This is a genomic window from Roseicyclus salinarum (assembly GCF_029624655.1).
GTDB lineage: Bacteria > Pseudomonadota > Alphaproteobacteria > Rhodobacterales > Rhodobacteraceae > Roseibacterium > Roseibacterium salinarum.
In genome coordinates, this window is sequence record NZ_JARRSA010000029.1 from 20,248 (window position 1) to 46,431 (window position 26,184).

The following is a 26,184-nucleotide window of genomic DNA, read 5'->3' on the forward strand; positions in this document are numbered from 1 at the left end:
CTCAGTATCCGCTATCCGTGGTCAGGATGAAATGGCCCGGCTCGATCTCGGCGTATTCCGACGGCGCCGGCTCGTAGCCGACCGGGTGGACGGGCGACGGGATCGGCTTGAAGTTGAGATCCTTCTCGGCCTTGCGCCGGGTGGGATCCGCGATGGGAACGGCCTTCAGCAGCGCCTGCGTGTAGGGGTGCTGGGGGTTCTCGAAGATGCGCGCGCGCGGCCCGACCTCGACGATCCGGCCAAGATACATGACGCCCACCGTGTGGCTGACGCGCTCCACGACAGCCATGTCGTGGCTGATGAACAGATAGCTCAGGCCCATCTCGGCCTGAAGCTCCATCATCAGGTTCAGCACCTCCGCCTGCACCGAGACGTCGAGTGCCGAAACCGCCTCGTCGGCGATGATCAGTTTGGGATTGAGCGCGAGGGCGCGCGCGATGGCGACGCGCTGGCGTTGGCCGCCGGACAGCTCGTGGGGGTAGCGCGACATGAAGGCGCGCGGGAGCTGCACCCGGTCGAACAGGTTGGCCACGCGGTCGTTGCGCTCGTCGAGGGGGATGTGCTCGAAATTGAGCATCGGCTCGGCGACCTGGTGGGACAGCTTCATCTGCGGATTGAGCGAGGCGAACGGATCCTGGAAGATCATCTGCATGTGGCGGCGGGCGCGGCGCAGGTCATGCGGGCTCAGCGCCATGATGTCCGTGCCGTCGAGGTCGATCTTGCCCGAAAGCGGTTCGACCAGCCGCAGGATGGAGCGGCCCGCCGTGGACTTGCCGCACCCCGATTCCCCCACGAGGCTGAGCGTGCGGCCCGCGTTGATCGTCAGCGACACGTCCTCGACGGCGTGCACGTTGGCGATGGTGCGCCGCAGCAGGCCGCCCTTCACTGGGAAGCGCGTCACGAGGTTCTCGACCCGCAGCAGCACCTTGTCCGTGCCCGCGATGGGCTTGGGCGCGGGCGCATCGGCGGGCGCATTCATCAGCTTCATCGGCTCGGGCAGCGCCTTGCCGCGCATCTCGCCCAGCTTGGGCACGGCCGACAGGAGCGCCTGCGTGTAGGGATGCTGCGGCCGCGCGAAGATCTCCTCGACGGGGCCCTCCTCGACCTTGTTGCCGCGATACATGACGACGACCCTGTCCGCGATCTGCGCGACCACGGCCATGTCGTGGGTGATGAACATGACGCTGGTGCCGGTCTCGCGCTTCAGCCGGTCGATGAGGGCGAGGATCTCGGCCTGGATCGTCACGTCGAGGGCGGTCGTGGGCTCGTCCGCGATCAGGATTCGTGGCTCGCAGGCAAGCGCGATGGCGATCACGACGCGCTGGCGCATCCCGCCCGACAGCTCGTGGGGGTATTGCTGCAGGCGCCGCTCGGGCTCGGGAATGCGGACCTGCCGCATCAGTTCGAGCGCGCGCTCGCGGGCCTGCCGTTTCGACATGCCCTTGTGTTTCATCAGCCCTTCCGTGAGCTGGCGCTCGACCGTGAAGACCGGGTTCAGCGCCGTCATCGGCTCCTGGAAGATCATGCCGATCTCGTTGCCGCGAATGTCGCGCATGAGGCCACTGTCGGCACGCGCGAGGTCGATCGGCTCCTCGCCCTCCTTGCGGTCGAACATCAGCTCGCCGCCGGCGATGTCGCCGCCGCCGAATTCCACCAGCCGCATCAGAGACAGCGACGAGACGGACTTGCCCGACCCGCTCTCGCCGACGATGCAGACCGTCTCGCCCTCGGCGATGTCGAAGGACACGTCCTCGACCCCGACGACGGTGCCCGCCTTGGTGTGGAATTCCACGCGAAGATTGCGGACCTGCGCAATCGGCCGGTCTAGCATTGGCCACCTACCCCTATCTGGACGACCCGCCGACGCTATGTCCGAAATCCGTCTGCTGTCAAATGCCGCGACTGCCCAATTTCCGGGCATACCGTGACGGCATCAGGCTTGCTTTTTGACATTGATGCGCGTTCGATGAGTGGCGGGGTGGACTTGTCCTGGCGTATGCGCCTGACATCGTTTCGTCCCGTCCAACGAGAAGGGTTCGGCCGTGCCGGCCGGGTCACATCACTGACAAAGTGAGTTCAACAAGGAGAGAATACCACATGACTCGCAAGACACTCCTGCTCGGCGCCGCGGCGCTGGCGCTGGCCCCGGCGGCCGCGCTGGCGGAACGCGGTTCGTCAGGGCATTTGAACATCATCTACTGGCAGGCCCCCTCCACGCTGAACCCGTATCTGTCCGGCGGCACGAAAGAGATCGAATCGGCCTCGCTCATTCTGGAATCGCTTGCCCGCTTCGACGACACGGGCACCATGGTGCCGTGGCTCGCGGAAGAGATCCCCACGGTCGAGAACGGCGGCGTCTCCGAGGACCTCACCTCGATCACCTGGACGATCCGCGAGGACGTGATGTGGTCGGACGGATCGCCGCTGACCCCGGCCGACCTGATCTTCACCTGGGAATACTGCACCCATCCCGAAGGCGGCTGCGCGCAGTCGAGCTTCTTCGATGGCGTCACCTCGGTCGAGGCCGTGGACGACCGCACGGTGCGGGTGAACTTCGCCAGCCCGACGCCCTTCCCCTACACCGCGTTCGTCGGTTCGGAATCGCCGATCATCCAGGCGGCGCAGTTCGCCGACTGCCTCGGCGCACGCGCGCCGGAATGCACCGAAGCGAACTTCGGCCCGATCGGCACCGGTCCTTTCGTCGTGGACGAATTCCGCCCCAACGACGTGATCGAGCTTTCGGCCAACGAGAACTTCCGCAACCCCGAGCAGCCCTACTTCGCCACGGTGACCTTCCGTGGCGGTGGCGACGCGGTCTCGGCGGCACGCTCGGTCTGCCAGACCGGCGAGTTCGACTATGCGTGGAACCTGCAGATCGACCCCGAGATCCTCTCGGACATGGAAGGCGAGGGCAACTGCACCGTCGTCACCGCCTTCGGCACCTCGGTCGAGCGTCTGCACCTCAACCAGACCAACCCCGACCCGGCGCTCGGCGACGTCCGTTCGACCGCTCAGGCAGGCCCGCATCCGTTCCTGACCGACCCGATCGTCGGCCAGGCGCTGTCCATGGCCATCGACCGCGCGCTTCTGACCGAGCTTGGCTACGGCGCCGGCGGCCAGCCGACCTGCAACGTCCTTCCCGCGCCCGAGCTCTATGCCTCGACCGCCAATGACGCCTGCCTCGTGCAGGACCTCGAAGGGGCGATCGCGCTTCTGGACGAGGCCGGGATCGTGGACACCGACGGCGACGGCATCCGCGAATACGAAGGCACGCCGCTGAGCGTCGTGTTCCAGACCTCGACCAACGCCGTCCGTCAGGACTACCAGGCGCTGATCCAGGATTGGTGGTCGGAGCTGGGTGTCGACACCGAGCTGCGAAACATCGACGCGTCGGTCTTCTTCGGCGGCGATCCGGCATCCCCGGACACGTTCCAGAAGTTCTATGCCGACATCGAGATGTACACCAACAACTTCGCCGGTGTTGACCCGCAGGCCTACATGGGCAGCTGGGTCTGCGATGACTGGCCGCGTCCCGAGACCCAGTGGCAGGGCTCCAACGTCCAGCGCTTCTGCTCGGAAGAGTATGACGCACTGGTCATGGAGATGGCGGCCACCGCCGACCTCGAAGAGCGTGGCCGGCTTGCGCGGACGATGAACGACATGCTCGTGCAGAGCTACTCGATCATCCCGATCACGCACCGCGGCGGCGTCTCGGCACATGCAAACAGCATCGAAGGCATCAGCATGTCCGACTGGGACTCCGAGCTGTGGAACATCGCCGAGTGGCGCCGCACGCCCGGCATGGAGCGTTGATCCCGACGCGCTAGATCAGCGATCCCGAACTGGCCCCCGTCGCCTGGCGGCGGGGGCCTTTCCGAAGCGGGCCCGACAACAACACTCTCCGCAGCGGAACACCCGAACGAGGCGCCCCTCATGGCAACCTACATCATCCGGCGACTGATCCTCGCCGTCCCGGCCCTGGTCTTCATCAGCTTCATCATCTTCATGATCGTGAAGCTCTCGCCGGCCGACCCGACCGCCAACCTTCCGCTCACCATCCCGCCCGAAGTCCGCGAGCAGATCCGCGAAAGCCTCGGCGTGAACGAACCGCTGGTGGCGCAATACCTGCGGTGGGCGCGGATGATGTTCATCACCGAACCGGGCATCATGCTGGAGGACGCGCTGTGCAGCGCGCCGCGCCTGCCCGACCGCTCGATGCCCGAGGGCTGCCTGCAGCTCGTGCCGCCGGACACCTCGCGGATCATCAGCTACCAGACGCGCAGCCCGGTCTTCGACCTCATCGCGATCTCGCTGCCGCAGACGCTTTGGGTCGTGGGCACGTCCTACATCATCGGCATCCTCGTGGGGATGCCGCTCGGCATCATTTCGGCCTACCGGCAATATTCCGTGACGGACCAGGCCGCGACGTTCTTCTCGATGGTGGGCTTCTCGATCCCGACCTTCTTCACGGGCACGATGGCCATCATCATCTTCTCGGTCTGGACGCCGACCGACTCGTGGCTGTGGCTGCCATCGAGCTACACCACCACGCATGTCGTCAACGACTGGGACAGCTTCGTCTTCCAGCTCCGGCAGATGGTCCTGCCGATGATGGTGCTGGGCCTCTACAACGCTGCTCAGATCAGCCGCTACATGCGCGCATCGATGCTGGACAACCTGCAGCAGGACTACGTGCGCACGGCCCGCGCCAAGGGCATGGGCGAAGGCGTCGTCGTGCTCCGCCACGTTCTGCGCAACTCGCTCATCCCCGTCGTCACGGTGATCGCCCTGAACGTGCCCGCTGTCTTCGGCGGCGCGCTCATCACCGAGCAGGTGTTCCGCGTGAACGGCATCGGCTACCAGCTGATCCAGGCGATCCGGGGCGCCGACGTGCCCATGGTTCAGACGATCAGCTTCATCTTCGCCGTGCTCGTCGTGTCGTTCAACCTGATCGCCGACGTGCTCTATGGCATTCTGGACCCGAGGATCCGCTATGACTGACCGTCCGGACGTGACCATCACCTCGGGCGCGACGCCCGCCGGGGCCGTGTCGGAAATCCTGTCCCACGCGCCGAAAAGCCAATGGGCCGACGCATGGGTGCAGTTCCGCGCACATCGCGGGGCGATGGCGGGCATGTTCTGCTTCTTCGCCATCATCCTGTTCGTGACCGTGGGCCCGTGGCTCTGGCCGATCGATCCGGGCGACCTCGACACGCGCAACCGCTTCGCCGCGCCGAACCTCGCGCATCCGCTGGGCACCATGCAGCTTGGGCAGGACGTGATGGCGCAGGTGATGTTCGGCGGCCGCATCTCGCTGGCCGTGGGCCTCGTGGCGATGGTCATCACCCTGTCGCTCGGAACGCTGATCGGGGTGCTCGCGGGGTTCTTCCGGGCGCTCGACGGCGTCCTGATGCGGCTGACCGACCTGTTCCTCGCCCTGCCCGTGCTGCCGCTTCTGCTGGTCATCATCATGCTGTTCCGCGAGCCGCTGAGCCAGCGCTTCGGGACCGAGGCGGGCATCTTCATCCTCATGGTGACGGTGATCGGCCTGACCTCGTGGATGCCGGTCGCGCGGATCGTGCGCGGCGACATCCTCGCCATCAAGGAGCGCGAGTTCGTCCTCGCCGCGCGGTCCATCGGCACGCCGTCGCGGCGCCTGATCACGCGGCACATCCTGCCCAACGTGCTGTCGCCGATCCTCGTCTCGGGGACGCTGTCCATCGCCAACGCGATCATCACGGAATCGGCGCTGAGCTACCTCGGTCTCGGCTTCCCGTCGGACTTCCCGACATGGGGCAAGATCCTGATCGACGCGGTCCAGTATACCGAGCGGGCGCCGTGGATGGTGATCGCGCCGGGTGTCCTGATCTCGCTGACGGTGCTCAGCGTGAACTACATGGGCGACGGGATGCGCGACGCGCTGGATCCGCGGATCCGGGGACGCTGAGTCAGGCGCGGAAGGCGCGGCCGAACAGCCGCGCCAGCCGCCCTCGCGCCGCAAGGTAGGACGGCCAGTCCAGCCCGGCCTGCTTCAGCCCGTCGAGCGCCGCCAGCATCGCCGAAGCCGTCGCGCGCGGGTCGCTGCCTACCGCATCGGCCGACACCTGCCCGGAGACCACCGCCCCCGCCAGCCAGTCGCCGTAGACATCGGCGAGGCGCGCATACCCGGCGCGCACGACATCCCGCGCCGCGCCGGTCTTGGCCGACAGAAGCTCGTCGGAATGGGGCGATTGCAGCAGCATCTCGGCGGCATCGCCCATCTGCGCCTCGAAGGCCGCGGCGATGGCGCGGGCGGGGTCGCCGTGCGCCGCAAGCGCCTCGCCCACCGCATCGGCGGCGGCGGCGAAGTAGGCCTCCATCAGCGCGTGGAAGATGTCTTCCTTGTTGCGGTAATGCAGGTAGAGCGCCGCGCGGCTCATTCCGGCGCGATCGGCGATGTCCTGCATCGACGTGCGTTTCAGGCCGAACTGCAGGAATGAGGCGTAGGCGGCCTCGAGCACCGCCCAGGCGCGCGGGTCACCCACCCGCGCGCGGATGCGCCCGGTCAGGCTTGGCGATGGCGGGGCCTCTGTCATGCGCAATGACCTGACACCGTCTGTCCAATCTGTCAATTGACATAGTGACACTCAGCCGTCACTTTGTCAGGAACCAAGCGGGAGACACGGCAGCATGGCCACGCGTCTGAGAGTGAACGGAACCGAGCATCATGTGGACCTGCCCGACGACGTGCCCCTGCTGTGGGTGCTGCGCGACGAGATCGGTCTGACCGGCACCAAGTATGGCTGCGGCGTCGCCGCCTGCGGGTCGTGCACCGTCCACATCGACGGCGAGGCTGTGCGGTCCTGCCAAGTCGCGCTGGCCGACGTCTGGGGCGAGGTGACGACGATCGAGGCGCTGGGAACACCCGATGCGCTTCACGCCGTGCAGGCCGCATGGATCGAGCATCAGGTCGCACAATGCGGCTACTGCCAGTCAGGCCAGATCATGCAGGCCGCGGCCCTTCTGGCCGGGACGCCCGACCCCACGGACGAGGACATCGACCTCGCGATGGCCGGCAACCTGTGCCGTTGCGGCACCTATCCCCGTATCCGCGCCGCGATCCGCACCGCCGCCCGCACCCTGAGCGAGGCCTGAGCGATGGCGAACTGGGGCAAGATCACGCGCCGCACCCTCCTGATCGGGTCGGCCGCCGTCGCGGGCGGCGTGGCCTTCGGCGTCTGGCAGTATCGCCGCGAGCTCCCCAACCCGCTGGAGCCGGGCGAGGGACAGGCCACGCTGAACCCGTGGATCATCATCGACCGCCAAGGCGTCACCGTTATCGCCGCCCGCGCCGAGATGGGACAGGGCGTCTACACCACCCTTCCCGCGCTGGTGGCCGAGGAGCTCGACGTCCCTTGGGAGAACGTTCGCGTGATGCACGGCCCGGCGGCCCGCGCCTATTACAACGGCGCCGTCACCTCGCACGCGCTGCCGATCAACGACTACGAGCGCACGGGCTTCCACGAGGCGATCATCGAGGCGATGACGGTCCTGCCCAAGATGATCGGCCTCCAGATCACAGGGGGCTCCACCTCGACCCTCGACGCCTACGAGAAGCTTCGCATGGCCGGCGCCACGGCGCGCGAGACGCTGAAGCGCGCGGCGGCCGAGCGGCTGGACATGGTGCCGGGCGCGCTCGATACGCGCGACGGCATGGTCATCGCACCGGGCGGGATCGAGATCCCCTATACCGACCTCGCCGAGGATGCCGCCCGCATGGAGCCGCCGCGCGGCGTGCCGCTGCGGCCGTCCTCGGGCTGGCGCTATCTGGGCAAGTCAATGCCGCGCCTCGACATGGCGGCCAAGGCGACCGGCACGGCGGAATTCGGCATCGACGTCCGGCGTCCGGGCATGAAGTTCGCGACCGTGCGCATGTCGCCACGCCTCGGCGGCACGATGGAGCGCCACGACGCGACGGCGGCCCTCGCCATGCCCGGCGTGGAGCGGGTGATCGACCTCGGCACCGGTGTCGCGGTCGTCGCCACGAACACATGGCTCGCCTTCCGCGCCGCCGAGGCCGTGGATATCGACTGGGGCCCCGCGCCCTACCCCGGCACCTCGGGCGAGATGCTGCAGGCGATCCGCGGCAGCCTCGACGACGCGCCGAACTCGACGCTGCGCGACGACGGCGACGTAGACGGGCTGGAGATCGGCGGCGACGACAGGGTGGTAGAGGCCGAATACACCGTCCCCTTCCTCGCTCATGCGACGATGGAGCCGATGAACGCGACGGCCCATTTCACCGGCGACAAGCTGGAGATCTGGACGGGAACCCAGTCGCCCGGCATTGCCGAGATGGCCGCGGCCGAGGCCGTGGGCCTAGACGCCGATCGCGTCACCTGCCACGTCACCTATCTCGGGGGAGGGTTCGGACGCCGCGGCGAGGTCGATTTCGCGGTCCTCGCCGCCCGCGTGGCCGCAGAGATGGAAGGCACGCCCGTGCAGGTCACATGGTCCCGCGAAGAGGACATGCGCCACGACTTCTACCGTCCCGCCGCCGCAGCCCGGATGCGCGGCGTGATCCGCGGCGGCTTCGCTCAGGGCCTCGACGGGCGGGTGGCCGCGCCCTCCGTCACCCGGCAGTGGCTGCGGAGGCTCGGCGGCGCAGCACCCCCCGGGCCGGACAAGGGCCATGTCGAGGGCATGTTCAACCAGCCCTACGCGATCCCCAACTACCGCGTGACCGGGCACCTGACCGCGCTGGACGTTCCCGTCGGCTTCTGGCGGTCGGTCGGCAACTCGTTCAACGGCTTCTTCATGGAAAGCTTCATCGACGAGATGGCGCAGGCGGCAAACCGCGATCCGCTGGCCTTCCGCCTCGACCTCGCCGCGCGCGAGCACGCGCCCTCGGCCCGCGTCCTCGAGGCGGTGGCCGAGATGTCGAACTGGACGGGCCGGACGGACGCCGGCAAGGGCCGGGGCGTGGCGATGACATATTCGTTCCACACCGCCGTCGCCGTCGTCGTCGAGGTCGGAGACCGGGATGGCGACGTCTTGATCGACCGCGCGTGGATCGCCTGTGACGTGGGCACCGCGCTCGACCCCGGCATCATCCGCCAGCAGATGGAGAGCGGCCTGATCTACGGCCTGTCCGCCGCCGCGCTCGAGGAGATCACCTTCGACGGCGGCGAGGTCCAGCAATGGAACTTCCCCGACCACGACGCGCTGAGGCTGCACACCTGCCCCGAGATCGAGGTGCGCATCCTCGAGACGCAGGATCACCTCGGCGGAGTGGGTGAGCCCGCGACCCCGCCCTCGATGCCCGCACTCGCCAACGCGGTCTTCGACCTGACCGGAGAGCGTATCCGCGACCTGCCGCTGTCGCGCCGCGTGCGTTTCGTCTTCTGAAGCCTCAGAACAGCGAGCCCTGGTCCGGCGGATCGCCGTCGCCGGCCTTGCGCCGCGGCGCGGGGCGCGCGGGCCCTTCGGCCGGAACGACGCCAAGGCGGCCATCCGCAAACTCGATCGCGAGCCGCGCCTGTCCCGCGGCCTCGGCCTTGCTCTTCACGACTCCGTCCTCGCCGTGGACCACGGCATAGCCCCGGCGCAGCGTCGCCTCGTAGCCGAGCGTCGCGTGGAGCCGCGCGAACCCGTCCAGCCGCTCGTGCCTGCGGCGCATGTCGTCGGCGGCCGCGCGCGCGAACCGGCGCGACACCTCCGCAAGGCGGTCCCGGCCCTTGGCCTGCACGTTGCGCAGCCCCGATGGCCGCAATCCCGCCGCCACGCGCCCGAGCTGCAGGCGCCGCGACGCGACGGCGCGCTCCAGCGAGGGCTCCAACCGTGCGGAAAGCCGCTCGAGGTCGCGCCGCTTGACCTGCGCCGCGTGCCTCAGCGCGGGGCCGAGCTGCAGGATGCAGCGGTCGAGCCTCTGGCGCGGCGCGTCCAGCAGCGTCTCGGGCCGCGGAAGCCCGCGCGCGAGATCGCCGAGCCGCTGCCGCCGCGACGTCACCGCCTGCCCGACGGCGCGGGTCATGTAGCCGTCCTGCTGCCGCAGCCAGTTCAACAGGTCCAGCCGCACGGGCACCGCCATTTCGGCGGCCGCCGTAGGCGTCGGCGCGCGCCTGTCGGCGGCGTGGTCGATCAGGGTCGTGTCGGTCTCGTGGCCGACCGCCGAGATCACCGGGATCGTGCTGTCGGCGACCGCGCGCACGATCTTCTCGTCGTTGAAACCCCAGAGATCCTCGAGGCTTCCACCGCCACGCGCGACGATCAGGACGTCCGGCCGCGGAATCGGTCCGCCGGGCGGAAGGGCGTTGAAGCCGCGAATGCCGCGCTCGACGTCCCGGACGCAGGCCTCGCCCTGGACGGCCGCGGGCCAGATCAGCACGCGGCGCGGAAAACGGTCGCGCAGACGATGCAGGATGTCCCGGATCACCGCGCCGGACGGCGAGGTGATCACCCCGATCGTCTCCGGCAGGAACGGGATAGGCCGTTTGCGGCCTTCGTCGAACAGCCCTTCGGCGGCCAGTGCGACGCGGCGCTTCTCCAGCATCGCCATGAGCGCTCCGGCGCCCGCCGGAACCAGGTCCTCGATGATCAGCTGGTATTTCGACTGCCCCGCGAAGGTGGTCATCCGCCCGGTGGCGACGACTTCCATCCCTTCCTCGGGCTCATGGGCCAGCCGCGCCGCGGCCCCCTTCCAGATGACGGAGGACAGAACGCTCCGGTCGTCCTTGAGGTCGAGGTAGACATGCCCCGAGCGCGGACGCGACAGCCGCCCGATCTCGCCGCGGACCCGGACATGCGCGAAGCCGCCCTCGATCGTGCGCTTCACGGCACCCGAGATTTCCGACACGGTGAACTCCGGCATGTTGCCGCGTCCGCCGTCCTGGGGCATGTCGTCGATGAGATCGTCCATGACGGCACCCTAACGGCGGCCGGCGCCGTCCGGAAGGGCCTGCGGCATCCTCCGACTTGCCTGCCGCGGGGCGGTCGGTTAGGCGGGCGGAAGGACGAAGAAGGGACTGGCCATGAACATTCTCATCCTCGGCGGCGGCGGTCGGGAACATGCGCTCGCCTGGGCGATCCTGCAAAACCCGAAATGCGACCGCCTGATCGTCGCGCCGGGAAACGCCGGCATTGATCAAATCGCGGAATGTTCCGATCTGAACATCACCGATCCGGCCGCGGTCCTCGGCTTCTGTGAAGAGAATAGCATCGATTTCATAGTCGTAGGGCCCGAAGCTCCCTTGGCTGCTGGCGTTGTGGATATGTTGATGGATGCAGGGTTTCCGACATTCGGACCGAAGGCCGACGCGGCCCGGCTGGAGACCTCCAAGACCTTCACCAAGGAGATCTGCGACGCCGTCGGCGCCCCCACCGCCGCGTGGGCCCGCTTCACCGAGGCCCCCCCTGCGCACGCCCATGTCGACGCGCATGGCGCCCCCATCGTGGTGAAGGCCGACGGTCTCGCCGCAGGAAAGGGCGTGGTCGTCGCGGCGACCGCGCAGGAGGCCCACGCGGCCATAGACGACATCTTCGGCGGCGCCTACGGCGAGGCCGGCGCCGCCGTCGTGATCGAGGAGTTCATGGACGGCGAGGAGGCGAGCCTCTTCGTCCTGTGCGACGGCGCGGACGTCCTGCCCATCGGCACCGCGCAGGACCACAAGCGCATCGGCGAGGGCGACACCGGCCCGAACACCGGCGGCATGGGCGCCTATTCGCCCGCCCCGGTGATGACGGACGCCGTGCTGGACGCCGCCATGGAGCGGATCGTGAAACCCACCGTCGCCGAGATGGCCCGCCGCGGCACGCCCTACCGCGGCGTGCTCTACGCGGGCCTGATGATCGAGGACGGGGCGCCACGTCTCGTGGAATACAACGTCCGCTTCGGCGACCCCGAAGCGCAGGTCCTGATGATGCGTCTCGGCGCGCAGGCGCTCGACCTCCTGCTTGCCTGCGCCGAGGGCCGGCTGCGCGGCATGGCCGTCAACTGGGCGCCAGATCACGCCATGACCGTGGTGCTCGCGGCGCGGGGCTATCCCGGCAGCTACGCGAAGGGTACCGAGATCCGCGGCCTCGACGCCATCCCCGAGGACGCGCATCGCATGATGTTCCACGCCGGGACGGCGCGCGCCGACGGGCGCCTCCTCGCCAATGGCGGGCGCGTCCTGAACGCCACGGCCCGCGGCGGCGCCCTGCAGGAGGCGCGCGACCGCGCGTACGCCATGGCCGAGGCCGTGGACTGGCCCGAGGGCGTGTTCCGCCGCGACATCGGCTGGCGCGCGCTCGGCTGAGGCCGCCTCAGCCCAGCCAGCGGCCGTAATCCGACACCAGGAGATGCGTGGGCGCCACGTCCTCCTCGATCTCGGCGAACCGCCCGATCGGGTCCTTGAACCAGTTGTCCGTCTCGTCGTCGTTGACCGTCGAGACCTCGCCGATCAGCACGTCGCCGCCCTCGCCCCAGAAGGCGTGCCAGTCCCCGGGCATCAGCGTGACGCTTTCGCCGGGCGCGAAGCGCAGCACCTCTCCCGGCCCGAAGGCCCGCGCGACGCCATCGCACAGGACTGTGCCGCCGGCAGTCTCGTCGAAACTCCCGTCAGGCGCCGAGCCATGAAGCCGGATCGCAAGCGTCGCGCCACCGCGATTGATGATGTCCTCGGCCTTGAGATAGTGCCGGTGCATGGGGCTCAGCTGATCGTGCTTGGAGATCAACAGCTTCTCGGCATAGCACATGCCACCGCCTTGCTTCAGGTCCGCCAGACGCCCGTTGCGCAGCGTGAACAGGAACAGGCCCATCTCGTCGAACCTGCCCTGCCCGTAATCCGTGATGTCCCAGCCCAGCCGCCCCGACACGATCGCGTCGATCGCGCCCCTGCGCGTCTTCATCTCCTCGGGCGTCCAGTAGGCGAAAGGCGGCAGGACGAAGCCGAACGAGCGCATGAACGCGTCAGCCTCGGACATGATCTGGTTGATGTCGGATCTCTTCATGCGCGGCCTCCCTGACTGCGCCGCCCAATCTCTCCGATCGCGGGACGAAGACAACCCCCTGTGGGCTTCATCTTTCCCGAAATACGCATCCCCGCAAGGGTCAGTGGCGCAGGGGGCTCGATGCCCCCTGCGCCGCTTCACCGGGCGACGGCAGCGCCGGCGCGCCTCCTCATTCGGCCGCCACGTCCCCGTAATCCCCGTTGGCGGCCTCCTCGGCCTCGATCGATTCGAACAGTGCCTTGAAGTTGCCCTCGCCGAAGCCGTCGTCGCCCTTGCGCTCGATGAACTCGAAGAAGATCGGCCCGATCACCGTCTTCGAGAAGATCTGCAGAAGGATCCGCGTCTCGCCGCCATCGACCACGCCCTCCCCGTCGATGAGGATGCCGTGGGCCTTCATCCGCTCCACCGGTTCCTCGTGGCCCCGCACCCGCTCGAAGCTGAGATCGTAGTAGGCGTCGGGCGGCCCCGGCATGAAGCGCACGCCGCGCTCGGCGATCGCGTCGACCGCGTCATAGATGTTCCGCGCGCCCACCGCGATGTGCTGGATGCCCTCGCCCTTGTATTTCTTGAGGTAGTTCACGATCTGCCCGGTCTCGCCCCGGTCCTCGTTGATCGGGATGCGGATGCGGCCGCAGGGCGAGGTGAGCGCGCGCGAAAAGAGGCCGGTATATTTCCCCTCGATGTCGAAGAACCGGATCTCGCGGAAGTTGAACAGCGTCTCGTAGAACCGGAACCACGTGTCCATGTTGCCCTTGAAGACGTTGTGCGTCAGGTGGTCGAGGTAATGGAAGCCCACGCCCGCCGGGTTCGCCTCGGCGATCCAGTCGAACTCCTCGTTGTAGGGCGAGGCGTCCCGGTGCCGGTCGGTGAAGTAGATCAGCGAGCCGCCGATCCCCCTGATCGCAGGCCAGTCGACGGTCCTGTCGGGGCCCTCGTAGGGCTCGGCGCCCTTCGCGATCGCGTGCGCGTAGGCGTGTCGGGCGTCCCGGACCCGCCACGCCATCGACGGCGCGCAGGGGCCGTGCTCCTCAACGAAGCGCGCGGCGAAGCTGTCGGGCTCGGCGTTGAGCACATAGGTGATGTCGCCCTGCTGCCAGATCTCGACAGCCTTCGTCCGGTGCGTGGCCGTGTGCGTGTAGCCCATCCGCGCGAAGAGATCCCGAAGGATCTGCGGATCGGGATGGGCGAACTCGACGAACTCGAACCCGTCCGTTCCGGCGGGGTTCTGTTCGGTGATGGTGGCGTGGGGGGCGTCGTGCGGGAAGGGACCCATGGTGCGTCTCCTGTCGTCCTGGTGTTTCGCGTTGGGCGCAGTCTAGCGCATCGTGCATGCGTCTTGCGCGCGATGTGATGGCCATTCGCGGCCAAATGCGCGATGATCACGCATCATGGACCGAGATTCCGACAATTCCGCGCGCAGCCTCGATGACGTCGACCGACGCCTCCTCGCCCTGATCCAGCGCGACGCGACCCTGACCGCGCAGGCGCTCGGCGAGCGGCTTAACCTGTCGCCCAGCCAGGCCGCGCGGCGGCGTCAGCGGCTGGAGGCGCATGGCTTCGTGCGCGGCGCCCGCGCCGTCCTCGACCCGCAGCGCATCGGACTTCAGGTCCAGGCCTTCATTCGCGTCGTCATGGCCACCCATACCGAGGCCAACGCCCGCGACTTCGCGGCGCTGGCCCGGGCCCAGCCCGAGATCGTCGGCGCATGGACCCTGACGGGCGAGGCGGATTACCTGCTGCGCGTCTACTGCGCGGACCTCGAGGCGCTGAACCGCCTCGTGCAGTCGGTTCTTCTGCCCCACCCCGCCGTCAGCCGCGTCCAGAGCCAGATCGTCATGGACCGCATCAAACCCGACGCGCCGCTTCCGCTGTGAGGCCGCGATGCGATGGGCCGTGGACTTTGCAGGTGCAGCGGGAATAGGCTCGCTCCTGGACAACTCACGGATAATGCGATGGAAGGCGTCCTTCTCCAGGCGACGATCTATCTCACGGCGATGGTCGTCACCGTGCCGCTCTCGGTGCGTCTCGGCCTTGGCTCGGTGCTGGGCTACCTGATCGCGGGCATCGCGATCGGCCCGGTTCTGGGCCTCGTGGGCGCCGAGACGCAGGACCTTCAGCACTACGCCGAATTCGGCGTCGTCCTGATGCTGTTCCTGATCGGGCTGGAACTCGACCCCAGAACGCTGTGGGACATGCGCCGGAAGCTTCTGGGCGTGGGCGGGGCGCAGATCGTCGTCTCGACCGCAGCCATTGCCGCCGCCACGCAGGCGCTTGGCCTGCCCTGGCAGACGGCGCTTGCCGTGGGCATCACGCTGGCGCTGTCGTCGACGGCCATCGTGCTGACGACGCTGACCGAAAAGGGGCTGATGCGCACGGAGGGCGGGCGCTCCTCGTTCTCGGTGCTGCTCACGCAGGACATCGCCGTCATCCCGGCGCTCGCGCTCCTGCCGCTTCTGGCGGCGGGTGCGGCCATGACGATCACGGGCGACGGCTCGATCTCGCGCGGGGCCGAAGATGACGCCCACCACACCATGTCCCTCGTCGAGGGGCTGCCGGCATGGGGCGTGACCGCCGTGACGCTCGGCGCCGTGATCGCGGTGATCCTGGCGGGCCGCTACCTGTCGCCGGTCCTCTTCCGCTACATCCACGCCAGCCGCCTGCGCGAGATGTATACCGCCGTCGCGCTGGTGATCGTGGTGGGAATCGCCTTCCTGATGATCCTCGTCGGCCTGTCGCCCGCGCTTGGCGCGTTCGTCGCGGGCGTGGTCCTCGCCAACTCGGAGTTCCGCCACGAACTGGAGGCCGACATCGAGCCCTTCAAGGGCCTCCTTCTGGGCCTGTTCTTCATCACCGTGGGTGCGGGCATCAACTTCGGCACGCTGTTTGCGAACCCGGTCACGATCGTCGCGCTGACCCTGGGGATGATGCTTTTGAAGGGCCTCATCCTCTTTGCCATCGCCCTCGTCTTCCGGCTACGGGGCCGCGACAAGTGGCTGTTCACACTGTCGCTGGCGCAGGCGGGCGAGTTCGGCTTCGTGCTGGTGGCCTTCGGGTTGCAGCAGGCCGTCTTTCCGGTGCGCGTGGGCGAAATCCTGCTTCTGGTGATCGCGCTGTCGATGCTGCTGACGCCGCTGGCCTTCATCGCGTCGGACTGGATTGGCCGCAGCCTCGGGCAGGACGGCGGCCGCACCGAGGAGGCGTCGGACGAGATCGCCGAAGAGGGCTCGATCATCATCGCGGGGATCGGGCGCTTCGGGCAGGTGGTGAACCGGATGGTGCAGGCCTCAGGCTTCAGCACCGTGGTGCTCGACAACGACCTCGGGACCATCCAGCTGATGCGGCGGTTCGGCTTCAAGGGCTATTTCGGCGACCCGACGCGGCCCGAGCTCTTGAAGGCGGCGGGGCTGGAGACCGCGAAGGTGCTCGTGGTGGCGGTGGACGACACCAAGGCAGCCGTGGACCTCGTGCGCTACGCGCGGCGGCTGCGGCCCGACATCTCGATCACCGCGCGGGCCCATGACCGGCTGCACGTCTACGAGCTTTATGACGCGGGCGCCGATCACATCGTGCGCGAGATGTTCGACTCCAGCCTGCGCGCCGCGCGCTACGTTCTGGAGGACATGGGCCTGACCGACTACGAGGCCCACGAGATGGAGACGGCCTTCTACCGCCACGACCGGCAGAACCTGCGCGATCTTGCGCAGCTGTGGAAACCGGGGGTCCCCGTCTCCGAGAACGAGGCCTACGTGGAACGCGCGCGGATCCTGAACAACAACCTCGAGACCGCGCTGATGACGCAGCTCGACGCCATCGCCGAAGAACCCGAGGAACAGGGCTGGCGTCCGCGCGGCGACGCCAGCGCGCTCAGGGGAATGCAGCGCACGACCGCCTCCCGCAGGCCCGACCCCGAGCGCGACCCAGGTCCCGCCGCCGGTCCCGACGCGGGGCGCGACTAGCCGCCCGAGACGCCGGCCTCCGCGAAGGTCGCCATGCCGGAATGACAGGCAAGCGCGCCCTTCAGGATCTGGATCGCGAGCGCCGCGCCAGACCCTTCCCCAAGGCGCATCTCCAGCGACAGGAGCGGGTCCTTGCCCAGACGGGCGAGAAGCGGCGCGTGGGCGTGTTCGGCCGAGACATGGCCCGCGAGCGCGTGATCGAGCGCGCCCGGCGCGGCCTCGTGCAGGCAGGCGGCGGCCGCGCTGCAGATGAAACCGTCGAGGATCACCGGGATGCGGAGACACCGCGCACGGGCGATGGCCCCCGCCATCGCGACGATCTCGCGCCCGCCAAGGCAACGCAGCACCGCGAGCGGATCGCCCATCGCCGCGCCGTTGGCCGCGACGCCCGCAGCGACCGCGCGCGCCTTCGCGGCCAGCCCGGCGTCGTCCACGCCCGTGCCGCGCCCCGTCCAGTCGGCCGCCGTGCCGCCGTAAAGCGCGTGCGCGATGGCCGCAGCGGCGGTCGTGTTGCCGATGCCCATCTCGCCCGTCACCAGAAGGTCGGCGCCTGGATCGACCGCGTCCCAGCCAAGCGCGAGCGCCCGCGAGAAGTCCGCATCGTCCATCGCGGGTCCTTGCGTGAAGTCCGCCGTGGGCCGGTCGAGGTCGATCGGATGCACGTCGAGCCGCGCGCCCGCCAGTTCCGCCAGCCTGTTGATCGCGGCGCCCCCGGCGGCGAAATTCGCGACCATCTGCGCCGTGACGTCGGCGGGAAAGGCGCTGACGCCCTGCGCCGTGACGCCGTGGTTGCCCGCGAAGACCACGACCTGCGGCGCGCGGATCGCAGTGCGCCCGTCGCCGCGCCAGCCACAATACCAGATCGAAAGCGCCTCGAGCCGCCCCAGCGCGCCCGGAGGCTTGGTCAGTTGCGCGTTGCGCTCGCGCGCGGCGTCTGCCGCACCGATCTCGGGACCCGGGGCGGCGTTCAGCGCGGCGCGCAGCGCGTCCGGCGTTTCGGGGGCGCTTTGGGTGTCTTTGCTGATGGCGGGGCTCATGGCGGGCGTGGCTCCATTGCGGGACGGGTCGTTTCATGCTGTCTAGCCGGGCGATCCCGGAATGCCCGTGCGGCAGAAAGGCCCACCGATGAACCCCAAGACGTCAGAGGATCACGGGCAGGACGCCCCGTTTCTGCATCAGGGCGATTTCGGGGCGGCGTTGATGCTGCTGACCCGTATTCCCTGCCCCGCATGGCTGGCCGCGGACCGCGGCGCGCGCTCGGCCTGGGCGTGGCCGCTGGTGGGCGCGCTCGTGGCGCTCGTGTCCTGGGGCGCGGGGGCGGCGTCGGTCGCCCTCGGCCTGCCGCCCGCGATCGCGGCCGGCGCGGCGATCGCGGTCGCGCTGATCCTGACGGGCGCGCTTCACGAGGACGGTCTGGCCGATTGCGCCGATGGCTTCTGGGGCGCGTCGCGGCGCGAGCGGCGGCTGGAGATCCTCCGCGACAGCCGCGTCGGAAGCTACGGGGTCGTCGCCCTCGTCATGGTTTTGGGAATGCGGTGGACCGCGATCGCGACCCTGTTCGAGGGCGGCGCGGCGCTGGCCGGGATGCTGGCGGCGGCGGTCCTTTCACGCGCCGCAATGGCGGGCGTGATGGCCGCCCTGCCCTTCGCCCGGCCAGATGGCCTTGCCGTGCTGTCCGGCCGGCCGGCGGCTGGCACGGTCGCGCTTGGGGCCGTCCTGTCGTTGGCGGGGGTGGCGGCCGCGTCGGGGGGTGTCTCGGCCCTCGTCGCGGCGCTGGCGGCGTTGGCGGCCGCCCTGGGGTGCGCCGCCGTCGCCCGCGCCAAGATCGGCGGGCAGACGGGCGACGTCCTCGGCGCCACGCAGCAGGTAAGCGAGCTTGCGATTCTCCTCACCTGCGTGGCGCTGCTCCCTTAGCAGGGGCCGGTGCGGTAGACGGGCTGACCCGCCGAGTTGGTGCCGGCGTAATAGGCGCACTGGTTCGTGTTGCGGTTGCGCGCAACCTGCTGACCCACCACGGCGCCGCCGAGGGCGGTCACGACAGTCCATGCCGGGTTCGCATCGAACGCGTCGGCGAGAAGCAGGCCACCGGCAGCCCCTGCGGCGAGGCCGAGGTTGGCCTGGTCCTGCGCGGTGAGGTTCTGGCAGCCTGCCGTCGCGAGGGCGCCAGCGAAAACGATGGAGATGGCTCTGAATTTCATGTCGATTGGTCCTCTCATTCACTTGCGATGATCCAACCGGACAAGGTGGGGATATGTTCCATGATTCAAAGGGAAGGGCCCGGCGGGCCGCCGTGCCGGCGGATAACCGCTTGAATCCGCACGGCCCGGCGGCCGCAACCTGCGCGCCGGCGCCGTTGCGGTCCGCGCGGCATGAAAAACCCCGCCATGCGAACGCAGGCGGGGTTTTCATGATGATGGTGCCGGTCCGCCCGTCCGGGCGCGGGATGATCCGGTGCGCCCGTCCGGGCGCAGGATGAGCCGATGCGCCCGTCCGGGCGCGGGATGAGCCGATGCGCCCGTCCGGGCGCGGGCTGTCAGGCCGCGCGGGCCGTCAGCACCTCGTCGACCTGCTTCTGCGCGCCGGCCTCGTCCATGCCCTTCACCGCCGCCAGCTCGCGCGTCAGCCGCTCCAGCGCCGCCTCGTAAAGCTGCCGCTCGGAGTAGGATTGTTCGCGCTGGTCGTCCGCGCGGTGCAGGTCGCGCACCACCTCGGCGATCGAGATCAGGTCGCCCGAGTTGATCTTCTGCTCGTATTCCTGCGCGCGGCGGGACCACATGGCCCGCTTCACCTTGGCCTTGCCCTTCAGCGTGTCCATGGCCTTGGACACGATATCCGGCGACGACAACGAGCGCATGCCCACCTCGGCCGCCTTGGCGGTCGGAACACGCAGGGTCATCTTGTCCTTCTCGAACGAGATCACGAAGAGCTCCAGCTTGAGGCCGGCGATCTCCTGTTCCTCGATCGAGACGATCTGCCCCACGCCGTGCGCCGGATAGACGACGTACTCGTTGGGGCTGAACTCCTGCGACTTCCGCGACTTCGACATATGTAGATCCCTTTTCCGGTCCGGACCGCTTGGCTCAGGCGAAAAGGATGCAAGCGGAAACCGACGGTTTCCACGAGCATCCGGTTTCTGCTCTGAACGGAGGGCGGGCTGGCAGACCCGCACGGTGCTTCGGACAGTCAACTATGCAACACTCATATAGCACATGAGGGGGCATATTTAAAGCTTCCCGCGTCACGGCGCCGACATGCTGCAAAACCGAAGCCTGCAGGCATGTCGCCGGGTTCGCGCGGCGTGACCAACTACAAACGAATGCAGCGGCGATTCGGTTCCGGCCTCAGCCGCCCTCGCCCGCCGCCTCCGAGAAGACGTCCATCTTTCCGGGCTTGCCGTCGTTTTCCTCGGCGTCGGGCAGCGGATCCTTGCGGGTGACGATGACCGGCCACATCTCGGAATACTTCCGGTTGAACTCGACCCACTTTTCCATGTCGGGCTCGGTGTCCGGGCGGATCGCGTCGGCGGGGCACTCGGGCTCGCATACGCCGCAATCGATGCATTCGTCGGGATGGATCACGAGCATGTTCTCGCCCTCGTAGAAGCAATCCACGGGGCAGACCTCGACACAATCGGTGTATTTGCAGGCGATGCAGTTCTCGGTCACGACATACGTCATGGAAACCCTCGGCTGGTCGTTCTTGGCCGTCTGCTACGCGACGCCCCAAGCGGATGCAAGACGCGGTGGGATCGCGCCAGGTAGCGGCCTGACTGTAAACCCGAGTTGACATGGCGCAAGGGGGGCGGCGCCGAAAGTCCGGGGTCTATCGCCGCAGCCTCAGGTGTCAGGATCAAGAAATCCGTCCAGCGCGCGGCGCGCCTTCTTCGTGGGACGGGGGCCGACGCGGTCGGCCCTGCCGCCCTTCCCCGATCCCGGCGGCTCGAGATCCTCGTAAAGCGCTTGCGCCTCGCTGGCCGGACCGCGGCGCGTGGCGAGCCCCTCGATCCGCACGAGGCGGATCGCGCTGCCCTGCGCGAAGGTCAGCACGTCGCCGGGACCGACCGACGTCGCGGGCTTGACGACGCGGGTGCCGTTCACGCGCACCCCGCCATCGCTCACGATCCGCGCGGAGAGGCTGCGCGTCTTGAAGAAGCGCGCCTGCCACAGCCAGCGGTCGAGACGGTCCGTCCGCCGTCCGTCGGTCGGAAGGCCGGGGGCGGTCAGGATGCGCTCACGTCCGGCCCTTGAGGGCCGCGAGAACGGCGAAGGGATTGTCGGGATCGACCTTGGCGGCCTTCTCGGGCTTCGAGGAATAGGTCCGCGGCTTGTCGCCCGACCGCTCGCCCTTGTCCGCGCCGGGCTTGCCGCCCTTGGGCTTGCCACGGGGCTTGCCGCCCTGCGGGCGATTTCCCTGCGGCCTGTTCCCCTGCGGCTTGCGGCCGCGCGGCCGGCCCCCGTCCTCGGCGGCCTCGCCCCCGGCGTCGCGGCGCTGCGGGCGGTCGCCGCCCCGGCGCTTCGGTGCCCAAGTGAAGGTGTAGAACGTCTCCATCTCGGGCTCGCCGGAGGGGCCGGGCACCTCTTCGCCGGGCGTCTCCACGGGCACCTCCGACGGTGCTTCGGACGGCCCTTCGTACGGGCGCTCCGCCGGGGTCTCGGCCGGCGGTTCGGGCGGCGTCTCGGAAGGCTTTTCGTCGGGCATCTCCTGCGGCGTCGGGTCGGGCGTATCGGCGCCCTCCAGCCCCGTGGGCGCCGAGGCGGGCAAGACACCCACGAGCGTCTCGTCGATGGTTTCGGGCGCGCCGTCCGCCGCGGCGGGCTCGGCCGCGGTCTTCGGCGCGGCGGGCGCTGGGTCGGCGGTGGCCTTGACCTTGGGCCGCTCGCCCCGGTCCGCGCGATAGCCCAGTCCGCCCATGAGGTCCGCGAACTGCTCCAGCGTCAGCCCCGTGATCGAAAGCATGTCGGCCTTGGCCTCGAAGCCGCCGCGCGTGTCCTGCCCGCGCAGCATGTCGGCAAGACGCTCCAGCATGTCGATGCGGATCGCGCGCGAGGCGGCGGGCCTGTAGCCCGACATCGTGTAGTAGCCCTCGCGCCGGTCCGCCTCGTGCGGGATCGTCACGAGGCCCGGCGGCGGGCTTTCGGGAATGGCGCCAAGCCCCTTCTCCAGCGACCACAGCACGAGGCGCAGGCGCGTCGGCGCGGGCTTCAGCAGAAGCGGCATGAAGATCGTGAACTGTCCGAATCGCACCCCGTGCTTGCGCAGAAGGCCGCGCGCCTCCTGGTCGAGCGACTTGATGTCGTCGGCGATCTCGGCCCGCGGCACGATGCCGTAGCCCTCCACGAGGCGGAACGCGACGCCGCGGGCGAGACCGGTGATGGCCTCGTCGCGCGCCATGTTCAGAAGCGGCTCGAACAGCGCCGCGATCTTGCGGTCGACGAAGTGCTGCAGACGCCGTTGCACCTTCTGGATCACCTCGGCGCCGGCTTCTTCCTCGACGAAGGCCTCGGCAGTGGGCTTCAGCGCCTCAGGCCCCTGAACCAGCCGCCCGACCGCCTGCTCACCCCACATGAGGCCGCCCTGCTCGGTCATCTCGAAGGCGGTGTCGGGGGCGTTGTACATCCGGTCGGCGCGCAGATGGAATTCGGGGCGCAATGCCGCCATCGCCGCTTGGCGCAACGTCTTGGCCTCGTCCGGGCCCGCCGTCTCGTCCTGGCGGAACCGGAAGCCCTCGATCCGGCCCAGGACCTGGCCCTCGACGGTCACTTCGCCGCTATCGTTCACCTCGGCCACAAGGCTCTCCTTCTGCTTCAACCGCCGCAAGAGCACGCTTGTGCGGCGGTCGACAAATCTTTGCGTCAGCGCGCCGTGAAGCGCGTCCGACAGGCGGTCTTCTACGGCACGGGTCGCTTCGCGCCAATGGCTTTCGTCGTCCACCCACCCCGTGCGCTGCGCGACGTAGGTCCAGGTCCGGATGTAGGCCAGACGCTTCGACAACGTATCGATGTCTCCTTCGGTTCGATCGATGCGCTTCACCTGCCTGGCCAGCCAATCGTCCGGAACGCGTCCGGTTCCATGCAGGAACTCGAAGATGCGGCCCAGGAGGTCGGCGTGTTCCGCGTGGCTGATCCCACGGAAATCGGGGATGCGGCAGACGTCCCACAGAAGCCGGACATCCCGCGCCGAAGCCATGCGCGCCGCGATCTCGCCGCGGTCGGCCAGCGCCTTTAGCGCCATGAGGTCGTCGGCCTCGCGCGCGCGCGACAGCCACTCGTCCTCGGTCCGCTCCTCGAGCGAGGCGATCAGGCGCGCGACCGAGCCGAACTCCAGCGCCGAGTTGCGCCACTGCAGCTTGCGCACCGGCATGAAGCGATGGTTCATGATCGCGTCGGCCACGCCCTCGTCCAGTGGCGGCGCCTCGCCGGTGACGCCGAAGCTGCCCGAATTGGTGTGCCGGCCCGCGCGCCCTGCGATCTGCGCCAGCTCGTTCGGCGCGAGGTCGCGCATCCGCCGCCCGTCGAACTTGCGCAGCCCCGAGAAGGCGACGTGCCGGATGTCGAGGTTCAGGCCCATCCCGATGGCGTCGGTCGCGACCAGCACGTCCACGTCGCCGTTCTGGTAAAGCTCCACCTGCGCGTTGCGCGTGCGCGGGCTCAGCGCGCCCATCACGACGGCCGCGCCCCCCTTCTGCCGCCGCAGAAGCTCGGCCATCGCATAGAGGTTCTCGACCGAGAAGCCGACGATGGCGCTGCGCGGCGGCATCCGGCTCGCCTTCTTCGAGCCGGTATAGGTCAGCTCGGACAGCCGGTCGCGGCGCATGAACTGGCAGCCCGGCACGAGGGCCGCGATGGCCCCCCGCATCGTGTCCGAGCCCAGGAACAGGGTCTCGTGCAGACCCCGCGCATGAAGCAGCCGGTCGGTGAAGACATGCCCCCGCTCGGGGTCGGCGCACAGCTGGATCTCGTCGATCGCGAGGAAATCGGCGCCATTGCCCACCGGCATCGCCTCGACCGTGCAGACCCAGTACTGCGTCCGCTCCGGCACGATCCGCTCCTCGCCGGTGACGAGCGCCACCACCGAGGGGCCGCGCAGGCTGACGATCCGGTCGTAGACCTCGCGCGCCAGAAGCCGCAGGGGCAGGCCGATGACGCCGGTGCGATGCGCCAGCATCCGTTCGATTGCGTAATGCGTCTTGCCGGTGTTCGTCGGCCCGAGGATGGCGGCCACGCGGCCGCGCGCGCCGGGACTGAGGTCCCTCATGGCTTCTCCTTCAGGGGGCCGCGCCCTTCGTCAGAGCGTGCGGCCCTCCAGCTCCTGCTCGATCCTGCCGATGGCCTGTTCTATGTCGGGGCGATGGGGATGTATAGCATGCGCCTGACGGAAGGCCTGCAGCGCGGTCTCGTGCTCGCCCATCTCCTCGAGCATGATGCCAAGGCCGGTCAGCGCCGCGAAATGCCGCGGCTCCAGCGCGAGAACGCGCTGGATGTCCGCGATCGACGGCCCGTAGTCGCCCATCTGGTAGAGCAGCGTCGCGCGCGCGTTCCAGCCCTCGGCGAAGTCCGGCGCATGGTCCGTCAGCGCGGTCAGGTGATCGTAGGCCGCCTGCAGGTCGTCACGCTCCATCGCGTCGCGTCCGCGGCGCAGGAGATAATCGGCCGAGGGCGAGCCCGAGCGCGACCAGGCCTGGTAAACCTGGTTCTCCACGACCTCCCAGTTGCGCAGATCCGGCTGCGCCAGCCGATCGAGCAACTCGTCGGCGGTGGGTTGCGCGACCGCAACGGCGGGAAACCCGCAGAGCGCTGCCGCGACGACAAGATTGAGGAGCAGGGATCGAACCACCATAACGGGACTGTAGCCTTTATGCGCGCTCAATCCATATCAAAGCGCCGTGAGCCAACCTTGCAAGGGGGAACAACCATGAGCAGCACCATCGATGCCGCCGTCGACGCGATCTCCGCGAAACTCGGAGGCGGGTTCGACGGCTCCGCCAAGTTCGTCATCCAGGGCGAGGGCGCGGTGATCGTGGATGGCGCGGGCGTCCGCGCGGCGACCGATGACGACGAGGCCGACGTCACCATGACCGCCGATGCCGACACCTTCCAGGAGATCCTGTCGGGCGACCTGAACCCCACGGCCGCCTTCATGTCGGGCAAGCTGCAGCTCGACGGCGACATGGGCACGGCCATGAAACTGGGCTCGGCGCTGTCCTGATGGCCGACGGAAGGGCAACGTCCGGGCCTCAGCCCGCACCCTTCCTGCACGACGTGGCGGAAGGCCCGCCCGAGGCGCGGGCGTGGTGGGTCGACAGCGCGGACGGCACCCGCCTGCGCCTCGCGCTATGGCCCGAAGGCGAGAAGGGCACCGTCCTTCTGTTCCCCGGCCGCACCGAATACGTCGAGAAATACGGCCGCCTCGCCACCGACCTCGCCGCGGCCGGCTACGGCATGGCGGCCTTCGACTGGCGCGGCCAGGGCATGGCCGATCGCCCGCGGCACCGCCGCGACATGGGCCACGTCGTCAGCTTCGACGAATACCGCGAGGACGTCGCGGCCTTCCGCGCCGCGCTGGCCGCGCTCGGCCGGACGGGGCCGTGCTGGCTTATCGGCCATTCCATGGGGGGTGCGATCGGCCTGCGCGCGCTGCATGACGGGCTGCCGGTCCGCGCCGCGGCCTTCACGGGCCCGATGTGGGGCATCAGGATGACGCCGGTCCTGAAGTCCATCGCCGGGATCGTCATGGGCCTGGCGGGGCCCCTGGGGTTCGGCACGACCTTCGCGCCCACGACCGGCCCCTGGCAGCCGATGGACTTCGAGAACAACCCCCTCACGACCGACCGCGACCAGTTCGACTACATGTCGCGGCAGGTCGCGCGCCACCCCGAGCTTGCCCTCGGCGGCCCCTCGATCCTCTGGGTGAAGGCCGCGCTCGAGGAAAGCCGCCGCCTCCTCGCGATGCCCGCGCCGCGAGTGCCGGCCGTCACGCTCTTCGGCAGCGCCGAGGACATCGTGGAGGTGCCCGCGATCCGCGCCCGCATGGCCGACTGGCCCGATGGCCGTCTGATCGAGATCGAGGGCGGGCGCCACGAGGTCCTTATGGAAAGCCCCGAACGCCGCCACCTTTCGCTGAAGACGATCCTCGCCCATTTCAACAGCCACGCCTGAGCGGGCGGACCGCCCCATGGACGGCGCGCCCCTTCCCTCTTCATCCTTGCCGGAAAACTCCGGGGGAAGGCGTCCCCGCGGGGACGCCGCAGGGGGCAGAGCCC

At 69.0% G+C, this 26,184-nt stretch carries 23 protein-coding genes; 11 read left to right on the plus strand and 12 right to left on the minus strand.

Annotated features, from left to right (window positions below):
- Nucleotide 1: 1 nt before the first annotated feature.
- Entirely contained in the window at nucleotides 2-1,831 is a 1,830-nt protein-coding gene (locus P6F26_RS15985; protein ID WP_278029700.1) for an ABC transporter ATP-binding protein, read from the minus strand.
- Between the two features lie 266 nt (nucleotides 1,832-2,097).
- On the opposite strand from P6F26_RS15985, the gene P6F26_RS15990 reads away from it, so the two are divergent.
- The 3 genes from P6F26_RS15990 (at nucleotide 2,098) to P6F26_RS16000 (ending at nucleotide 5,947) form a co-directional block, all read left to right on the plus strand.
- Nucleotides 2,098-3,813: a peptide ABC transporter substrate-binding protein gene (locus P6F26_RS15990; RefSeq protein ID WP_278029701.1), complete on the plus strand. Its 1,716-nt coding sequence runs from the start codon at nucleotides 2,098-2,100 to the stop codon at nucleotides 3,811-3,813.
- Between the two features lie 120 nt (nucleotides 3,814-3,933).
- Nucleotides 3,934-5,001, plus strand: coding sequence for an ABC transporter permease (locus P6F26_RS15995; protein ID WP_278029702.1), 1,068 nt, complete (start codon nucleotides 3,934-3,936; stop codon nucleotides 4,999-5,001).
- Complete coding sequence (locus P6F26_RS16000) at nucleotides 4,994-5,947, plus strand: ABC transporter permease (RefSeq protein ID WP_278029703.1); 954 nt, start codon at nucleotides 4,994-4,996, stop codon at nucleotides 5,945-5,947. Before P6F26_RS15995 ends, P6F26_RS16000 begins: the two co-directional genes overlap by 8 nt.
- A gap of 1 nt (nucleotide 5,948) precedes the next feature.
- Here the strand turns inward: P6F26_RS16000 and P6F26_RS16005 are convergent, their stop codons facing one another.
- Nucleotides 5,949-6,575, minus strand: a complete 627-nt coding sequence (locus P6F26_RS16005) for a TetR/AcrR family transcriptional regulator (RefSeq protein ID WP_278029704.1) — start codon at nucleotides 6,573-6,575, stop codon at nucleotides 5,949-5,951.
- 94 nt (nucleotides 6,576-6,669) lie between these two features.
- Here P6F26_RS16005 and P6F26_RS16010 point away from each other — a divergent pair, with 94 nt between their 5' ends.
- Both P6F26_RS16010 and P6F26_RS16015 read left to right on the plus strand, forming a co-directional pair.
- Nucleotides 6,670-7,134, plus strand: a complete 465-nt coding sequence (locus P6F26_RS16010) for a (2Fe-2S)-binding protein (protein ID WP_278029705.1) — start codon at nucleotides 6,670-6,672, stop codon at nucleotides 7,132-7,134.
- Nucleotides 7,135-7,137: 3 nt separating this feature from the next.
- Nucleotides 7,138-9,387, plus strand: a complete 2,250-nt coding sequence (locus P6F26_RS16015; protein WP_278029706.1) for a xanthine dehydrogenase family protein molybdopterin-binding subunit — start codon at nucleotides 7,138-7,140, stop codon at nucleotides 9,385-9,387.
- A 4-nt stretch (nucleotides 9,388-9,391) separates the two neighbouring features.
- Here the strand turns inward: P6F26_RS16015 and xseA are convergent, their stop codons facing one another.
- Complete coding sequence (gene xseA / locus P6F26_RS16020) at nucleotides 9,392-10,897, minus strand: exodeoxyribonuclease VII large subunit (protein WP_278029707.1); 1,506 nt, start codon at nucleotides 10,895-10,897, stop codon at nucleotides 9,392-9,394.
- Nucleotides 10,898-11,009: 112 nt separating this feature from the next.
- Here xseA and purD point away from each other — a divergent pair, with 112 nt between their 5' ends.
- Entirely contained in the window at nucleotides 11,010-12,275 is a 1,266-nt protein-coding gene (purD, locus tag P6F26_RS16025) for a phosphoribosylamine--glycine ligase (protein ID WP_278029708.1), read from the plus strand.
- A gap of 7 nt (nucleotides 12,276-12,282) precedes the next feature.
- On the opposite strand, the gene P6F26_RS16030 is transcribed toward purD, so the two are convergent.
- Complete coding sequence (locus P6F26_RS16030; protein WP_278029709.1) at nucleotides 12,283-12,969, minus strand: D-lyxose/D-mannose family sugar isomerase; 687 nt, start codon at nucleotides 12,967-12,969, stop codon at nucleotides 12,283-12,285.
- Between the two features lie 169 nt (nucleotides 12,970-13,138).
- Nucleotides 13,139-14,242, minus strand: a complete 1,104-nt coding sequence (gene hppD, locus P6F26_RS16035) for a 4-hydroxyphenylpyruvate dioxygenase (protein WP_278029710.1) — start codon at nucleotides 14,240-14,242, stop codon at nucleotides 13,139-13,141.
- A 115-nt stretch (nucleotides 14,243-14,357) separates the two neighbouring features.
- On the opposite strand from hppD, the gene P6F26_RS16040 reads away from it, so the two are divergent.
- Both P6F26_RS16040 and P6F26_RS16045 read left to right on the plus strand, forming a co-directional pair.
- Entirely contained in the window at nucleotides 14,358-14,843 is a 486-nt protein-coding gene (locus P6F26_RS16040; protein WP_278029711.1) for an Lrp/AsnC family transcriptional regulator, read from the plus strand.
- Nucleotides 14,844-14,921: 78 nt separating this feature from the next.
- Entirely contained in the window at nucleotides 14,922-16,925 is a 2,004-nt protein-coding gene (locus tag P6F26_RS16045; RefSeq protein WP_278029712.1) for a monovalent cation:proton antiporter-2 (CPA2) family protein, read from the plus strand.
- Here the strand turns inward: P6F26_RS16045 and cobT are convergent.
- A complete protein-coding gene (gene cobT, locus P6F26_RS16050) occupies nucleotides 16,922-17,962 on the minus strand; it encodes a nicotinate-nucleotide--dimethylbenzimidazole phosphoribosyltransferase (RefSeq protein WP_278029713.1) in 1,041 nt (346 codons plus the stop codon). The genes P6F26_RS16045 and cobT overlap by 4 nt on opposite strands.
- Nucleotides 17,963-18,050: 88 nt before the next feature.
- On the opposite strand from cobT, the gene cobS reads away from it, so the two are divergent.
- Nucleotides 18,051-18,839: an adenosylcobinamide-GDP ribazoletransferase gene (cobS, locus tag P6F26_RS16055; RefSeq protein ID WP_278029714.1), complete on the plus strand. Its 789-nt coding sequence runs from the start codon at nucleotides 18,051-18,053 to the stop codon at nucleotides 18,837-18,839.
- On the opposite strand, the gene P6F26_RS16060 is transcribed toward cobS, so the two are convergent.
- The 6 genes from P6F26_RS16060 to P6F26_RS16085 form a co-directional block, all read right to left on the minus strand.
- The gene (locus P6F26_RS16060) at nucleotides 18,836-19,123 is read right to left on the minus strand and encodes a glucose-6-phosphate isomerase (protein ID WP_278029715.1); all 288 of its coding nucleotides are present in this window, start codon (nucleotides 19,121-19,123) and stop codon (nucleotides 18,836-18,838) included. The two genes, cobS and P6F26_RS16060, sit on opposite strands and share 4 nt — an antisense overlap.
- Before the next feature lie 335 nt (nucleotides 19,124-19,458).
- A complete protein-coding gene (locus P6F26_RS16065; protein ID WP_278029716.1) occupies nucleotides 19,459-19,971 on the minus strand; it encodes a CarD family transcriptional regulator in 513 nt (170 codons plus the stop codon).
- A 295-nt stretch (nucleotides 19,972-20,266) separates the two neighbouring features.
- Nucleotides 20,267-20,602, minus strand: coding sequence for a ferredoxin FdxA (fdxA, locus tag P6F26_RS16070; protein WP_278029717.1), 336 nt, complete (start codon nucleotides 20,600-20,602; stop codon nucleotides 20,267-20,269).
- A 159-nt stretch (nucleotides 20,603-20,761) separates the two neighbouring features.
- Nucleotides 20,762-21,148, minus strand: a complete 387-nt coding sequence (locus P6F26_RS16075; RefSeq protein WP_278029722.1) for an RNA-binding S4 domain-containing protein — start codon at nucleotides 21,146-21,148, stop codon at nucleotides 20,762-20,764.
- 7 nt (nucleotides 21,149-21,155) lie between these two features.
- Nucleotides 21,156-24,179 (minus strand): helicase-related protein, encoded by a 3,024-nt coding sequence (locus P6F26_RS16080; protein ID WP_278029718.1) that lies wholly within the window; start codon nucleotides 24,177-24,179, stop codon nucleotides 21,156-21,158.
- 30 nt (nucleotides 24,180-24,209) lie between these two features.
- Nucleotides 24,210-24,761 (minus strand): tetratricopeptide repeat protein, encoded by a 552-nt coding sequence (locus P6F26_RS16085; RefSeq protein ID WP_278029719.1) that lies wholly within the window; start codon nucleotides 24,759-24,761, stop codon nucleotides 24,210-24,212.
- Nucleotides 24,762-24,836: 75 nt separating this feature from the next.
- On the opposite strand from P6F26_RS16085, the gene P6F26_RS16090 reads away from it, so the two are divergent.
- Nucleotides 24,837-25,130: an SCP2 sterol-binding domain-containing protein gene (locus tag P6F26_RS16090; protein ID WP_278029720.1), complete on the plus strand. Its 294-nt coding sequence runs from the start codon at nucleotides 24,837-24,839 to the stop codon at nucleotides 25,128-25,130.
- Complete coding sequence (locus P6F26_RS16095) at nucleotides 25,130-26,080, plus strand: alpha/beta fold hydrolase (protein WP_278029721.1); 951 nt, start codon at nucleotides 25,130-25,132, stop codon at nucleotides 26,078-26,080. Before P6F26_RS16090 ends, P6F26_RS16095 begins: the two co-directional genes overlap by 1 nt.
- The last annotated feature ends 104 nt before the right edge of the window (nucleotides 26,081-26,184 follow it).

Coding starts and splice junctions, on each gene's coding strand:
- P6F26_RS15985 (WP_278029700.1), bottom strand. CDS start 1,831: ATGCTAGACCGGCCGATTGCGCAGGTCCGCAATCTTCGCGTGGAATTC.
- P6F26_RS15990 (WP_278029701.1), top strand. CDS start 2,098: ATGACTCGCAAGACACTCCTGCTCGGCGCCGCGGCGCTGGCGCTGGCC.
- P6F26_RS15995 (WP_278029702.1), top strand. CDS start 3,934: ATGGCAACCTACATCATCCGGCGACTGATCCTCGCCGTCCCGGCCCTG.
- P6F26_RS16000 (WP_278029703.1), top strand. CDS start 4,994: ATGACTGACCGTCCGGACGTGACCATCACCTCGGGCGCGACGCCCGCC.
- P6F26_RS16005 (WP_278029704.1), bottom strand. CDS start 6,575: ATGACAGAGGCCCCGCCATCGCCAAGCCTGACCGGGCGCATCCGCGCG.
- P6F26_RS16010 (WP_278029705.1), top strand. CDS start 6,670: ATGGCCACGCGTCTGAGAGTGAACGGAACCGAGCATCATGTGGACCTG.
- P6F26_RS16015 (WP_278029706.1), top strand. CDS start 7,138: ATGGCGAACTGGGGCAAGATCACGCGCCGCACCCTCCTGATCGGGTCG.
- xseA (WP_278029707.1), bottom strand. CDS start 10,897: ATGGACGATCTCATCGACGACATGCCCCAGGACGGCGGACGCGGCAAC.
- purD (WP_278029708.1), top strand. CDS start 11,010: ATGAACATTCTCATCCTCGGCGGCGGCGGTCGGGAACATGCGCTCGCC.
- P6F26_RS16030 (WP_278029709.1), bottom strand. CDS start 12,969: ATGAAGAGATCCGACATCAACCAGATCATGTCCGAGGCTGACGCGTTC.
- hppD (WP_278029710.1), bottom strand. CDS start 14,242: ATGGGTCCCTTCCCGCACGACGCCCCCCACGCCACCATCACCGAACAG.
- P6F26_RS16040 (WP_278029711.1), top strand. CDS start 14,358: ATGGACCGAGATTCCGACAATTCCGCGCGCAGCCTCGATGACGTCGAC.
- P6F26_RS16045 (WP_278029712.1), top strand. CDS start 14,922: ATGGAAGGCGTCCTTCTCCAGGCGACGATCTATCTCACGGCGATGGTC.
- cobT (WP_278029713.1), bottom strand. CDS start 17,962: ATGAGCCCCGCCATCAGCAAAGACACCCAAAGCGCCCCCGAAACGCCG.
- cobS (WP_278029714.1), top strand. CDS start 18,051: ATGAACCCCAAGACGTCAGAGGATCACGGGCAGGACGCCCCGTTTCTG.
- P6F26_RS16060 (WP_278029715.1), bottom strand. CDS start 19,123: ATGAAATTCAGAGCCATCTCCATCGTTTTCGCTGGCGCCCTCGCGACG.
- P6F26_RS16065 (WP_278029716.1), bottom strand. CDS start 19,971: ATGTCGAAGTCGCGGAAGTCGCAGGAGTTCAGCCCCAACGAGTACGTC.
- fdxA (WP_278029717.1), bottom strand. CDS start 20,602: ATGACGTATGTCGTGACCGAGAACTGCATCGCCTGCAAATACACCGAT.
- P6F26_RS16080 (WP_278029718.1), bottom strand. CDS start 24,179: ATGAGGGACCTCAGTCCCGGCGCGCGCGGCCGCGTGGCCGCCATCCTC.
- P6F26_RS16085 (WP_278029719.1), bottom strand. CDS start 24,761: ATGGTGGTTCGATCCCTGCTCCTCAATCTTGTCGTCGCGGCAGCGCTC.
- P6F26_RS16090 (WP_278029720.1), top strand. CDS start 24,837: ATGAGCAGCACCATCGATGCCGCCGTCGACGCGATCTCCGCGAAACTC.
- P6F26_RS16095 (WP_278029721.1), top strand. CDS start 25,130: ATGGCCGACGGAAGGGCAACGTCCGGGCCTCAGCCCGCACCCTTCCTG.